The 13,787-nt window shown below is 62.6% G+C and carries 12 protein-coding genes; all 12 read right to left on the minus strand.

All coding sequences use genetic code 11. The annotated features are described in order from the left end of the window. Position 1: 1 nt before the first annotated feature. Positions 2-367 (minus strand): hypothetical protein, encoded by a 366-nt coding sequence (locus AC07W0_RS06555; protein ID WP_046490858.1) that lies wholly within the window; start codon positions 365-367, stop codon positions 2-4. A gap of 144 nt (positions 368-511) precedes the next feature. Beyond that, on the minus strand, positions 512-1,312 hold the full coding sequence (gene hutG / locus AC07W0_RS06560) for an N-formylglutamate deformylase (protein WP_102617217.1): 801 nt from the start codon (positions 1,310-1,312) through the stop codon (positions 512-514). A gap of 11 nt (positions 1,313-1,323) precedes the next feature. Then, entirely contained in the window at positions 1,324-2,529 is a 1,206-nt protein-coding gene (hutI, locus tag AC07W0_RS06565) for an imidazolonepropionase (protein ID WP_102617218.1), read from the minus strand. Positions 2,530-2,673: 144 nt separating this feature from the next. After that, positions 2,674-4,212: a histidine ammonia-lyase gene (gene hutH, locus AC07W0_RS06570; RefSeq protein WP_017849903.1), complete on the minus strand. Its 1,539-nt coding sequence runs from the start codon at positions 4,210-4,212 to the stop codon at positions 2,674-2,676. Between the two features lie 19 nt (positions 4,213-4,231). Further along, the gene (locus tag AC07W0_RS06575) at positions 4,232-5,755 is read right to left on the minus strand and encodes an HAL/PAL/TAL family ammonia-lyase (protein WP_102617226.1); all 1,524 of its coding nucleotides are present in this window, start codon (positions 5,753-5,755) and stop codon (positions 4,232-4,234) included. 136 nt (positions 5,756-5,891) lie between these two features. Further along, positions 5,892-6,716, minus strand: a complete 825-nt coding sequence (locus AC07W0_RS06580; RefSeq protein ID WP_102617219.1) for a quaternary amine ABC transporter ATP-binding protein — start codon at positions 6,714-6,716, stop codon at positions 5,892-5,894. Further along, complete coding sequence (locus AC07W0_RS06585) at positions 6,713-7,564, minus strand: ABC transporter permease (RefSeq protein WP_046384990.1); 852 nt, start codon at positions 7,562-7,564, stop codon at positions 6,713-6,715. The genes AC07W0_RS06580 and AC07W0_RS06585 overlap by 4 nt, the downstream gene beginning before the upstream one ends. Positions 7,565-7,635: 71 nt before the next feature. Further along, the gene (locus AC07W0_RS06590; protein WP_102617220.1) at positions 7,636-8,601 is read right to left on the minus strand and encodes an ABC transporter substrate-binding protein; all 966 of its coding nucleotides are present in this window, start codon (positions 8,599-8,601) and stop codon (positions 7,636-7,638) included. A 68-nt stretch (positions 8,602-8,669) separates the two neighbouring features. Then, entirely contained in the window at positions 8,670-10,142 is a 1,473-nt protein-coding gene (locus tag AC07W0_RS06595; protein ID WP_046490861.1) for a purine-cytosine permease family protein, read from the minus strand. A 149-nt stretch (positions 10,143-10,291) separates the two neighbouring features. Then, complete coding sequence (gene hutU, locus AC07W0_RS06600) at positions 10,292-11,977, minus strand: urocanate hydratase (RefSeq protein ID WP_046384993.1); 1,686 nt, start codon at positions 11,975-11,977, stop codon at positions 10,292-10,294. A gap of 408 nt (positions 11,978-12,385) precedes the next feature. Next, complete coding sequence (locus AC07W0_RS06605) at positions 12,386-12,946, minus strand: HutD/Ves family protein (RefSeq protein WP_102617221.1); 561 nt, start codon at positions 12,944-12,946, stop codon at positions 12,386-12,388. Further along, entirely contained in the window at positions 12,943-13,692 is a 750-nt protein-coding gene (gene hutC, locus AC07W0_RS06610; RefSeq protein ID WP_017849911.1) for a histidine utilization transcriptional repressor HutC, read from the minus strand. Before hutC ends, AC07W0_RS06605 begins: the two co-directional genes overlap by 4 nt. Positions 13,693-13,787 lie beyond the last annotated feature (95 nt).

Here is a 13,787-nt window from a genome sequence, read left to right on the forward strand (position 1 = left end):
CTCAGCGCCATTTCAAAAAACGTTTTACGTTTCGCCACTTAGTGCGCTTGAGATTTACATCAAGTAACTGAGAGACCTGCTGCAAAAACTGCTGATTACTACAGCCAAAATATTGCTCGGAAAAACAAAGCTCATAGTCAAACGGAGCGGCGTTTTTCAGGCCCGTAGCGGTGAGGTTTGCTTTCAGGTAGCGTCCGATATCTCTTTTGAGCATAAAAGATGCGAAGCGTGATCGGTTATCAACATACCCCTTCACAATATCCGAAAGCGCCGTAGGCGCGACGTTTGATTCAGCGTCGACAAGCCATGCGCCTACGCCCTCTGCCACCTCACCATACATGAAGCTCTCTAGATACCCGTAAGCCATTGACTGCCTCAAAGGATTGGAAACGCCGTCAAAATATACATAGGCATATTGTTGAACTCTGCATATTTGATGAGCACTCGCACCTTAGTCATCTCAATGACGGTTGCAGGAGATCGTGGGCGAATGCCCAACTGACCACCTGCTTCAGCAGTAACGCTTCTGCCCCCACACCAGGAAACCGTCCAACAACTGCTTCAACACCCCCCGCGTCGGCCCCGCCAGATCCTCGCGATAACGGAACGGCTCGAACTCTTCCATGTACGTGCTCTGGCACAACTCCAACTGCACGGCATGAATGTTCTGCGCCGGGTTGCCGTAATGCCGGGTGATATGCCCGCCCTTGAAGCGTCCGTTGAGCACATGGGTGTACTGCGGATGCGCGGCGCAGATGGCTTCCAGTTGGCTGGCCAGCCCAGGATCGCAGGCGGCGTTGTTGAAGGTGCCGAGGTTGAAGTCCGGCAGTTTGCCGTCGAACAGGTGCGGGATCACCGAGCGGATCGAATGTGCGTCGAACAACAGTGCGTAGCCGAATTCAGCCTTGAGCCGCGCCAGTTCGTCTTGCAGGGTGCGGTGATACGGCATCCAGATCTGCTCGAGGTAGGTGGCGCGCTCTTCCCTGGATGGCGCCAGGCCTTCGCGGAACAATGGCACACCATCGAACAGGATCGACGGGTACAAACCAGTGGTGGCGCCGGCGTACAGCGGCGTGTCGTCGGAGGGCCGGTTCAGGTCGATGACAAACCGCGAGTACTCCGCCGCCAGGGTGCTGGCGCCGAGTTCTTCGGCAAAGTCATACAGCGTGGGGATATGCCAATCGGTGTCCGGCAGGCTTTGCGCCTCGGGGATCAGCCCGGCCTGCACGGCAGGCGTCAGGCGCAGGCCGGCGTGGGGCATGCTGATCAGCAGCGGCACGCGGCCTTGTTTGAAGTTCAGAACCTTATCCACAGTGCGACTCCTTAAACAGTGACATCGACGCCGTGGCGCACGACGCGTTTTTCAAGCTCGCCGCCCAGCCAGTAGGCCAGGTCGGCGGGACGATCGATCTGCCAGGCGACAAAGTCGGCGACCTTGCCCACTTCCAGCGAGCCATGGGTATCGCCCATGCCCAGCGCAGTGGCGGCATGTTGGGTGGCGCCGGCCAGGGCCTCTTCCGGGGTCATGCGAAACAGGGTGCAGGCCATGTTCAGCATCAGGCGCACCGACAAGGCCGGTGAAGTACCGGGGTTGAGGTCGCTGGCGATGGCGATCTTCACCCCGTGCTTGCGCAGGGCCTCCATCGGCGGCAGTTGAGTTTCGCGCAGGAAGTAGAATGCGCCCGGCAGCAGCACCGCGACGGTGCCGGCAGCGGCCATGGCGATGGCGTCGTCTTCGGTCATGAACTCCAGGTGATCCGCCGACAGCGCCTGGTAACGCGCGGCCAGGCTGGAACCGTGCAGCGACGACAGTTGCTCGGCGTGCAGCTTCACCGGCAGGCCGAGTTGCCGCGCGACCTTGAACACACGCTCCACCTGCGCCAGCGAGAACGCCAGGTATTCGCAAAACGCATCCACCGCGTCCACCAGCCCTTCCGCGGCCAGGGCCGGGAGCATTTCGCTGCAGATGTGATCGATGTAGGCGTCGGCGCGGTCCTTGTACTCCGGCGGCAACGCATGGGCGGCCAGGCAGGTGGCGCGCACGCTGACCGGCAGCGCGTCGCCGAGGCGCCGAATCACCCGCAGCAACTTGCGCTCGCTGGCCAGGTCGAGGCCGTAGCCGGATTTGATCTCCACCGTGGTCACGCCGTCGCGCAGCAAACTGCGCAGGCGCTTGTGGGCGCTTTCGAACAGTTCATCCTCGCTGGCGGCGCGGGTGGCGCGCACGGTGCTGGCAATACCGCCGCCCTGGGCGGCGATGTCGGCGTAGCTGACGCCTTGAAGGCGTTGCTCGAATTCACCACTGCGGTTACCGCCGAACACCGTGTGGGTGTGACAGTCGATCAGCCCGGGGGTGACCCACGCGCCGTGCAGGTCATGCACCTGGGCGTAATCCGCAGCCGGCACTTCGCTGCGCGGGCCGATCCACTCGATCAGCGAACCGGCAGTGACCAGGGCGGCATCCTCGATGATCGAGTAATTGCCCTGAGCCATGGTTGCGATGTGGCAGTGTTGCCAAAGGACTTTCATCAATGCCTCCCAAGGTGGTCGCTGTTGCCTGTAGGAGCGAGCTTGCTCGCGAAAAACCTCAACGATAACGCGTGCTACCTGATAGCTCGCGGCGCCTGGGGGTTCTTCGCGAGCAAGCTCGCTCCTACAGGGGCGGGGGGTTTTTCAAAGGCTCGGCAGCAACTTGGCCGGCACCAGTTCATTCAGGCAGCGGCTGGCGAGCAGTTCAGTGGCGGCGATGATGTCCGGGGCGAAGAAGCGGTCTTTGTCGTAGAACGCCACTTTGCCGCGCAGGGTGGCGCGCGCTTTTTCCAGCTTCGGCGAGGTCTTCAGGCCTTCGCGCAGGTCCAGGCCCTGGCACGCCGCCAGCCATTCCACGGCCAGGATGCCGCGAACGTTTTCAGCCATTTCCCACAAGCGCTTGCCCGCAGCCGGAGCCATCGACACATGGTCTTCCTGGTTGGCCGAGGTCGGCAGGCTGTCGACGCTGTGGGGATGGGCGAGTGCCTTGTTTTCGCTGGCGAGTGCCGCAGCGGTCACCTGGGCAATCATGAAACCGGAGTTCACCCCGCCATTGCCCACCAGGAACGGCGGCAGTTGCGACATGTGCTTGTCCATCATCAACGAAATACGCCGCTCGCTCAGCGAGCCGATTTCAGCGATGGCCAGCGCCATGTTGTCGGCGGCCATGGCCACCGGTTCGGCGTGGAAGTTGCCGCCGGAGATCACGTCGCCTTCGGCGGCGAATACCAGCGGGTTATCCGACACCGCGTTGGCCTCGATCACCAGCACCTCGGCGGCCTGGCGGAACTGGGTCAGGCAGGCGCCCATGACTTGTGGCTGGCAGCGCAGGGAATAAGGGTCTTGCACCTTGTCGCAGTTCTGGTGCGACTGCGACACCTGGCTGCTTTCGCCCAGCAGGTCGCGGTAAGCCGCCGCCGAATCGATCTGCCCACGCTGGCCGCGCGCGGCGTGAATGCGCGCATCGAACGGCGAGCGCGAACCCAACACCGCTTCCACAGTGAGGCTGCCGCACGCCAGGGCACCGGCGAACAGATCCTCGCCCTCGAACAAGCCCCGCAGCGCATACGCCGTGGACACCTGGGTGCCGTTGAGCAGCGCCAGGCCTTCCTTGGCGGCCAGGGTCAGCGGGGTGAGACCGGCGATTTTCAGCGCAGCAGTCGCCTCCAGCCATTCGCCTTGGTAGCGCGCCTTGCCTTCGCCGAGCAGCACCAGGGACATATGGGCCAAGGGCGCCAAGTCACCGGAGGCACCGACCGAGCCTTTGAGCGGGATGTGCGGGTACACCTCGGCGTTGATCAGCGCGATCAGCGCGTCGATCACCTGGCGGCGAATCCCGGAAAACCCACGGCTCAGGCTGTTGACCTTGAGCACCATGACCAGCCGCACCAGCGCATCGCTGATCGGCTCGCCGACGCCGGCGGCGTGGGACAGCACCAGGGAGCGCTGGAGGTTTTCCAGGTCTTCGCTGGCGATGCGGGTCGAGGCCAGCAGGCCGAAACCGGTGTTGATGCCGTAGGCGGTGCGGTTCTCGGCGAGAATCTGCTCCACGCAGGCCACACTGGCGTCGATCTGCGCAGTGGCGCTGTCATCCAGATTGATCGTTACCGGCTGCTGGTAGATGGCCCGCAGTTGGGCAAGGCTCAGTTGGCCCGGAATCAGAGTTAGCGCAGTCACATTCATGCTCCTTGGAAATTATTGTTCAGTGCAATTCGGGAAAAGTCTGCTGCAGCAAAGCGCTGTGCTTGAGCAACGCGGCGGCGGTCGCGATGTCTGGCGCCAGCCAGCGGTCTTGCGCGTAAGGCGCGACCTGTTCACGCAACAAGCGCCAGGCGCGGTCGGTGCCCGCGCCGAAACGCTGGTCCTTGAGAAACTCGAAGGCCTGGGCCGCCAGCAGGTACTCGATGGCGAGGATCTGGGTAACGTTGGCCAACAGTTGGTGCAGCTTGAGCGCGGCGTTGGTGCCCATGCTCAGGTGATCTTCCTGCAGGCCCGAGGTGACGAAATTGTCGAGCACCGCCGGCTGCGCCAACTGGCGGTTCTGCGCGCACAGGGAAGCGGCGACGTACTGCACGATCATCATCCCGGAGTTGACCCCCGGGTCGCTCACCAAAAACGCCGGCAAGCCGCTGACGTGGGGGTTGATCAGGCGGTCCAGGCGACGTTCGGCGACCGAGCCGATCTCGGCCATGGCAATCGCCAGCATATCAGCGGCCAGCGCCACGGACTGCCCGTGCGGGTTGGCCTGGGACACCACGCGATAGCTGTGCGGCGTGCCGAGCAGCAGCGGGTTGTCGGTGGCGCTGTTGAGTTCGGTTTCGATCTGGCGGGTCGCGTGTTCCACCTGGTCGCGCGCCGCGCCGTGGATCTGCGGGATCGAGCGGATGCTCAGCGCGTCCTGGGTGCGGATGCCCTGGCTGCTGGCGATCACTTCACTGCCGTCGAGCAACGCACGCAGGTTGATACCAACCTGCTGCATGCCGGGGTGCGGTTTGAGGGCGATGATTTGGGCGTCGAAGGCATCGATCTGGCCGCGCTGGGCCTCGAAACTCATGGCGCCGATCACGTCGGCCCATTGCAACAGTTGATGGGCGTCGGCCAGGGCCAGGCAGCTCAGGCCGGTCATGCACGGCGTGCCGTTGACCAGGCACAGACCGTCCTTGGCGCCGAGCACCACCGGCTGCAAGCCTTCTGCGCTCAGGGCCTGTTGCGCCGGGACGATCCGGCCGCGGTAGCTCACCTCGCCAATCCCCAGCAACGCCACGCCGACATGGGCCATATGGGTCAGGTAACCCACCGAACCCTGGGACGGCACCTGCGGCGTGATGCCGTGGTTGAGCAGCGCCAGCAGCGCATGCACCACCTGCGGATGCAGGCCGGATTTGCCGTGGCTGTAGTTGACGATCGCCGCGCAGATGATCGCGCGGGTCTGTTCGTCGCTGAGCACCGGGCCGACGCCACAGGCGTGGCTCAACAGCGTGTTGCGCGACAGTTGGCTCAGTTGCGCGCCCTCCAGCGGCACATTGCACAACGCGCCCAGGCCGGTGTTCACGCCGTAGGCGCGCTCACCGCTGGCGACGATGCGCTGCACAATGGCCTGGGCATTGTCGATGCGCGCCCAAGCCTGGCCCGAGAGTTCGAGCACCGCGCCGAAGCGGGCCACGGCGACCACGTCCTGCCAGCGCAGGGGGGTGTCGGCGATGATGATTTTTGCTGCCTGGGACATCTTCATACCTTCTTGAGTTCTTGTGCAGCTTTACTGGCCCTATCGGGAGCAAGCCCCCTCCCACCTTTGGAATGCATCCCCCTGTGGGAGGGAGCTTGCTCCCGATGAGGCCAGCAGCCCCACCCCATAATCCGGATCAGACCACCGCCGCCCGCCGCTGAACGAACCGATCCACATACTCATCCGCCGGCGAATGCAAAATCTCCCGCGGCGTGCCGACCTGGATCAGCTTGCCGTCCTTGAGGATCGCGATGCGGTTGCCGATACGCACCGCCTCGTCGAGGTCGTGGGTGATGAACACGATGGTCTTGTGCAGGGTCTTTTGCAGTTCGAGCAACTGGTCCTGCATCTCGGCGCGGATCAGCGGGTCGAGGGCGCTGAAGGCTTCGTCCATCAGGATGATGTCGGTGTCTGCCGCGAGGGCGCGGGCCAGGCCGACCCGCTGGCGCATGCCGCCGGAGAGCTGGTGCGGGTATTTGTTTTCGTAACCTTTGAGGTCCACGGTTTCGATCCAGTGCAGCGCGCGCTCGGTGCAGACCTGCTTGGTTTCGCCGCGCACTTTCAGGCCATAGGCGACGTTGTCGAGCACGTTCTTGTGGGGCAGCAGGCCGAAGCTCTGGAACACCATGCTGATCTTGTGTCGACGGAATTCGCGCAGGGCTTGCATGTCCAGTTGCAGGATGTCTTCGCCGTCCACCAGGATCGCGCCGCTGGTGGGGTCGATCAGGCGATTGAAGTGGCGCACCAGGGTCGATTTCCCCGAACCCGACAGGCCCATGATCACAAAGATCTCGCCGGTGCCGATGCTCAAGGACAGGTCGTTGACGCCGACCACGCAACCGGTCTCGGCCAGCACCTGATCCTTGGTCTTGCCCTGGCCGATCAGCGCCAGCGCGTCCTTGGCGCGGTTGCCGAAGATCTTGAAGACGTTTTTTACTTCGATTTTGCTGACAGTAGTCATTTGCTCGCCTCATGCCGTGGACGACCATAGGCCTGGGTGATGCGGTCGATGACCACGGCGAGAATCACGATGGCCAGCCCGGCTTCAAGGCCGCGGCCGACGTTGAGGGTCTGGATGCCGACAAGGACATCTTCGCCCAGGCCGCGGGCGCCGATCATCGAGGCGATCACCACCATCGACAACGCCATCATGGTGGTCTGGTTGATGCCGGCCATGATGCTCGGCAGCGCCAGCGGCAGTTGCACGCCGAACAGCTGTTGCCAGCGATTGGCGCCGAAGGCGTTGATGGCTTCCATGACTTCGCCGTCGACCTGGCGAATCCCCAGGTCGGTCAGGCGGATCAGCGGCGGCGCGGCGTAGATCACCGTGGCGAAAATCGCCGGCACCTTGCCCAGGCCGAACAGCATCAGCACCGGGATCAGGTACACGAAGCTGGGCATGGTTTGCATGATGTCGAGCAGCGGCATCAACACCGAACGCAGGCGATTGCTGCGCGCCGACAGGATGCCCAGCGGAATGCCGATCAGCACCGAGATCAGCGTAGCGACCAGCATCAGGGCCAGGGTCTGCATCAGTTTGTCCCACAGGCCGACTGCGCCCACCAGGAACAACAGGCCGACGATCACCGCGGTGGTCACCACCTTGCGCGTGGCGTGCCAGGCCACGGCGCCGACGATGGCCAGCATCAGCCACCAGGGCGCGGCGCGCAGCAGGCCCTCGAGGTTGACGATGGCCCATAGCAGGGTGTCGGAGATGTGCCGGAACACATCGCCGTAGTTGGTCACCAGCGAATCCACCCAACCGTTGACCCAGTCGGCGATGGAAAACGTAAAACTTTCAGGAAACATAGCGTGCTCTCGATCCAGTGGGTTGTGGCCAGGCGCCCGGCTGCCCCTCAGGGTAGTCGGGCGCGCATGACCTACAAGGCCGCGTCGATTTTCTTGGCGGCGTCTTCGCTCACCCACGCGTGCCAGATTTCAGGGTGTTCCTTGAGGAACAGTTTCGCCAGTTTCGGCGACTCGATTCGCTCCTTGGCCATGCGCCCCAGGTTCTGGTTCAGCAGGTCGATCGGCAGGTTGACCTTTTCCAGCACGGCCACCAGTTCCGGTGCCTGTTCGTGGAAGGTCTTGGACAGGCCGACCTTGATGCTCACGCTCTTATCCACGCCGGGTTTTTCTTCCAGCTTGACCAGGTCGACCTGGCCCATCAGCGGCGTTGGCGACCAGTAGTAGAACAGGATCGGCTCGCCGCGCTTGTAGCTCGACAGCACCGCCGCATCCAGCGCCGGGCCGGTGCCAGGACGGAAGTTGGTGTAGCTGCTTTCCAGGCCGTAGCTCTTGAGCATCGCGCTGTTGTCCAGCTCGCAGGTCCAGCCGGCCGGGCAATTATAGAAGCGGCCTTTGGACGGCTCTTCCTGGTCCTTGAACACCGCGGCGTACTTGGCCAGGTCGGCGATGTTTTTCAGGCCCGGCGCCTTGGCTTCCAGCTTGCGCTTGGCATCGCCTTCGATCACGTAACGCGGCACATACCAGCCTTCGATCGCACCGACAATCGGCGCGCCGACACCGACGACCTTGCCGGCCTTCTCGGCCTTGTTCCACACCTCGCTGCGGCCGACCCACTCTTCGGCAAACACTTGAATATCATTGCTGCTCAGGGCGTTTTCCATGGTGATCGAATTACCCGGCAGGCTGTCGGTCTTGCAGTCGTAGCCCTTTTCCAGAACGGTTTGCAGGATGTCAGTGAGCAACATGCCGCTTTCCCAGTTCAGGCCAGCGAATTTCACCGGCTTACCGGACTCGCACCAACCGGCCGCCTGGGCACCGGCGCTTGCCAGCAAGCCCAGGGACAGCAATGTGGTCAGCAGGGTCTTGTTCGATTTCATTGTGTGACGCTCCTAATCATGAGTTGGCTTACGGCAGTCAAGAGGCATCCTGCCCGGTCCACGTCCAATCAGGCCCGCGCCGCAGAGCGACTGGCGCCGCTGGCTGGGGCAGGTACAACGCTGTCCTGCTCGACCGGCAGAATCAGTTGATCGGGCACGGCGCTGTGCCATTTTTTCGCACACACGTAATACAGAGCTGCGGGAATTATCAGACCGATGATCCAGGAAATATCCACATCACCCAGGGCGGCCACCAGCGGACCGGTGTAGAACTTGGTGGAGATGAACGGCAATTGCACCAGCACACCGAACACATAGACGCTGATACCGAGCAGGTTCCAACGCCCATAACGCCCGTCCGGATCGGCCAGCGCCGTCACGTCATAACGCTCGCGGGTGATGCAGTAGTAGTCCACCAGGTTGATCGCGCTCCAGGGCGTAAAGAACGCCAGCAGGAACAGGATGAAAGACTTGAACGCACCGAGGAACGAGTGCTGGCCGAGCAACGCGATCAGAGTCGCCGTACCGACGATGGCCAGCACAAAAACCAGACGCTGCAAGCGCGTGACCTGCAGGCGCCCCCGGAAGCCGCTGATGATGGTGGCAATGCACATGAAGCTGCCGTAGGAGTTCAGCGTGGAGATGGTGACCTTGCCGAACGCGATGCTGAAATACAGCAGCGCGGCGGTGGCCCCCGTACCGCCCAAACCGACGATGTAGGCCACTTCATGACCGGCGAATTGCCCGTTGGACAGGGCGGCGGCAAACACGCCGAGGACCATCGCCACCTGTGCGCCGATCACCGACCCCGCGCCGGCGGCCAGGAAGGTTTTCAGCGAGGACGTCTGGCTCGGCAGGTAGCGCGAATAGTCCGCTACGTAAGGGCCGAAGGCGATTTGCCAGGAGGCTGCGAGCGACACCGCGAGCAGGAAGCTGCTCCAACTGAAGTGACGGATTTGCAGCAGCGCGCCAATGTCGGCCTGGCTCATCAGACGGCTGAACAGGTAGACAAAGGCAATCACACCAATGACGCTGGCGACCCGGCCGATGAAGTGGATCACGCGGTAGCCGAGCACCGTGACCAGCACGATGACACTGGCAAAGACAAGGATACCGACGCTGTCGCTGACGCCCAGCAACTGGCCCAGCGCCTGACCGGAAAGCACGGTGCCGGTGGCGGTGAAACCCAGGTACATCAAACACACCAGCACGATCGGGATGGCCGCGCCATAAACCCCGAACTGCACCCGGCTGGAGATCATCTGCGGCAGGCCAAGCTTGGGCCCTTGCGCCGCGTGCAACGCCATGACGCTGCCGCCGAGCAGTTGGCCGATCAACAGGCCGATCAACGACCAGAACACATCACCGCCCAGCACCACGGCCAGGGCCCCGGTGACAATCGCGGTGATTTGCAGGTTGGCGCCCATCCATAGGGTGAACTGGCTAAACAGACGTCCGTGTCTTTCCGCTTCCGGGATGTAGTCGATCGAACGCCTTTCGATCAACGGGGTGGTGCTTGCACGCGCGTCATTTGCAGCCATGTGTGTTCAACCTCTGATGGATTGTTTTGGGTACTGATTGCTCTTCTGTGGGAGCTGGCTTGCCTGCGATGCGGGCGACGCGGTCTTTCGGGTAGACCGCGGTGATGCAATCGCAGGCAAGCCAGCTCCCACAGAAACCGAGCCAGTCGTTACTTGATCATCGGCAGGTTCAAGCCCTGCTCTTTGGCGCAGTCGATCGCGATCTGGTAACCCGCATCGGCGTGACGCATCACCCCGGTGGCCGGGTCGTTGTGCAGCACGCGGGCAATCCGCTCGGCCGCTTCGTCGGTGCCGTCGCAGACGATCACCATCCCCGAGTGCTGCGAGAAGCCCATGCCCACACCGCCGCCGTGGTGCAGCGAGACCCAGGTCGCGCCGCTGGCGGTGTTGAGCAAGGCGTTGAGCAGCGGCCAGTCGGACACGGCGTCGGAGCCGTCCTGCATGGATTCGGTTTCGCGGTTGGGGCTGGCCACCGAGCCGGAGTCGAGGTGGTCGCGGCCGATCACCACCGGCGCGGACAGCTCGCCGCTGCGCACCATTTCGTTGAACGCCAGGCCCAGCTTGGCGCGTTGACCCAGGCCGACCCAGCAGATACGCGCCGGCAGGCCCTGGAAGCTGATGCGTTCGCGGGCCATGTCCAGCCAGTTATGCAAGTGCGCGTCGTCGGGGATCAGCTCTTTGACTTTGGCGTCGGTCTTGTAGATGTCTTGCGGGTCGCCCGACAGCGCAGCCCAGCGGAACGGGCCGATGCCACGGCAGAACAGCGGGCGGATGTAGGCCGGTACGAAGCCTGGGAAGTCGAACGCGTTTTCCACGCCCTCTTCTTGCGCCATCTGACGGATGTTGTTGCCGTAGTCGAAGGTCGGGATGCCTTGTTTCTGAAAGTCCAACATCGCTTTGACGTGAACGGCCATCGACTGCTTGGCGGCCTTGATCACGACCGCCGGTTCGGTCTTGGCGCGGGCGCGGTATTCGTCCCAGGTCCAGCCGGCCGGCAGGTAACCGTTGAGAGGGTCGTGGGCGCTGGTCTGGTCGGTGACCATGTCCGGGCGCACGCCGCGCTTGACCAGTTCCGGCAGGATTTCGGCGGCGTTGCCCAGCAGGGCGATGGAGATCGCTTTGCCTTCCTGGGTGTACTTGGCGATGCGCGCGAGGGCGTCGTCGAGGTCGCTGGCCTGTTCGTCGACATAACGGCTGTTCAGGCGGAAATCGATGCTGACCTGCTGGCATTCAATGTTCAGCGAGCATGCGCCGGCCAGGGTCGCGGCCAGCGGCTGCGCGCCGCCCATGCCGCCGAGGCCGGCGGTCAGTACCCAACGGCCTTTGAGGTTGCTGTCGTAATGCTGGCGACCGGCCTCGACGAAGGTTTCGTAGGTGCCCTGGACGATGCCTTGGCTGCCGATGTAGATCCAGCTGCCGGCGGTCATCTGGCCGTACATGGCCAGGCCCTTGGCATCCAGTTCGTTGAAGTGTTCCCAACTGGCCCAGTGCGGCACCAGGTTGGAGTTGGCGATCAGCACACGCGGGGCATTGCGGTGGGTCTTGAACACACCGACCGGTTTGCCCGACTGCACCAGCAGGGTTTCGTCATCGTTCAGGTTGGTGAGGCTCTCGACAATCTGGTCATAGCACTCCCAGTTACGCGCCGCACGGCCGATGCCGCCGTACACCACCAGCTCTTTCGGGTTTTCGGCCACTTGCGGGTCAAGGTTGTTCATCAGCATGCGCAGCGGCGCTTCGGTCAGCCAGCTTTTGGCGGTGAGCGTGTTACCGCGAGCGGCGCGGATTTCGACGTCTCGGTATTTTGTAGGCTTAGCGTTAGAAAAATCGGTCACAACCAGAACTCCTCAGCGATCGATGCGCGAACTGGATGCGTGCGAAGTCGACTCTTACGCACACACCTTTACTTGTACATACAAGCATATGCAATCGAACGGCCAACTTAATGAGTGAGTCGTGGGGATTTTTTTGGCGAACGCGTGGGAGCCTTGGAAATTAAGGCTTCGAGGCGTGATGGAATTTCTTACGAGGGCGGTTTGCAGCGGGGGAGGTTTGACGGCAACGCTGTGAGTTTGCGCCACGCTGGGGCGTTCGGTAACAAAGTGGTGCGGAAGGCCGGAAACAGATCGCAAGAACAGTGGGGAAACAAATGTGGGAGGGGGCTTGCCCCCGATTGCAGTGGACCAGTCAGCTTATCTGTAGCTGACCCACCGCTATCGGGGGCAAGCCCCCTCCCACATTTTTTAACCGCGTGCGGTCAGTTCGATGATGCAGCAGCGGCCCGTGACCGAGATATCCAGCAAGCCGGTATTAGCGTCCACCTGCAGGCAATCATGATGACCCAACACCTGGCCGAGCACCGTCACCTCATCGGCCACGCTGAACACCAGCACCGTCTGCGCGGTGCTGAAAAAACGCTGCCCCCCATCGACCCACTGCAACCGCGCATGGTAACGCTGGGGTGAATAGATCAGGTTGAAATCGCGGATCGGCCCACTGATCAGGCGACACGACACCTGGCTGTCGCCCTTGAACGCGAACGCTTGCAGCGGCAACAACCCCCGCTGCTCCTCGCCGTCCACGGTCAGGACCATGCCCGCACCGTTGATCACCGTGATCACGCGTTGATAGCCGGTGAAGGAGGAAAACCCGCCCGACTCGCCGATATCGGCAATCGACAGGCGCCAGCCAAAGCCCTCCAGGCCATGGCCGCCATCGCGGCTGATTTCTTCGGTGCTGCCGCCGCCGTTTTTCCACGGCATACGCACGTAATTGGCGGCGCGCCAGACGGTCACTGCACTCATTTACTGAAGCGTCCTTCCAGGCTGTGACGGGAACCGGGGTGGATCAAGCGCGCGGCGGTCACCGGCTGGCGACCGGACCAGGTGCGTCGACGAATCAACAGGCACGGCTCGCTCGGTTCGATCTGCAGCAACTTGCACTCGGCGGCATCGGCGAGGATCGCTTCGACCACATGCTCGCCCTCGGTCAACGGTGCGACCTGGTTCAAATAGGCGTAGGGGGTTTGCTGGGTGAAATCCTGCTGCAGGTATTCCGGCGCGACCAGGGCGTTGACGAAGCGGTCTTCGATTTGCACCGGGATATCGTTTTCAAAGTGAACGATCAGCGAGTGGAATACCCGCCCGCCTTCACGCATTTCCAGGGCGACGGCGCGCTCGGAACCGGCCGCCTCTTCGCCCAGGGTGATGACCTGGCAGGTATGCCGATGGCCGCGGGCGGCGATCTCATCGGCAATGTTATGCACTTCAAACAGCGCCGACTGGCTCTTGGGCTCGGCGACGAACGTGCCGACGCCTTGCATGCGTACCAGCAGCCCTTCGGCGGTGAGTTCACGCAGGGCGCGGTTGATGGTCATGCGGCTGAAACCCAGCTGGCTGACCAGTTCACTCTCCGACGGCACGCGGTAATGGGGCGGCCAGTTGCCGCTGAGGATCTGCTGGCTGATCATTTGTTTGACGCGGGCATACAAGGGCGCCGGACTTTCGTCCAGGTGGGCAGCCAGTGAAGACTTGGCGGGCGGAGTCGGCACGGGGAATCCTTGCAGGGGAAAAAGATGCATAGATTGCCGGAGTTTACCGAGCAGGCAAACGTCTGTATATGTATATACAAATAAACACACGACCG

This window comes from Pseudomonas sp. GW704-F2, from assembly GCF_059423025.1.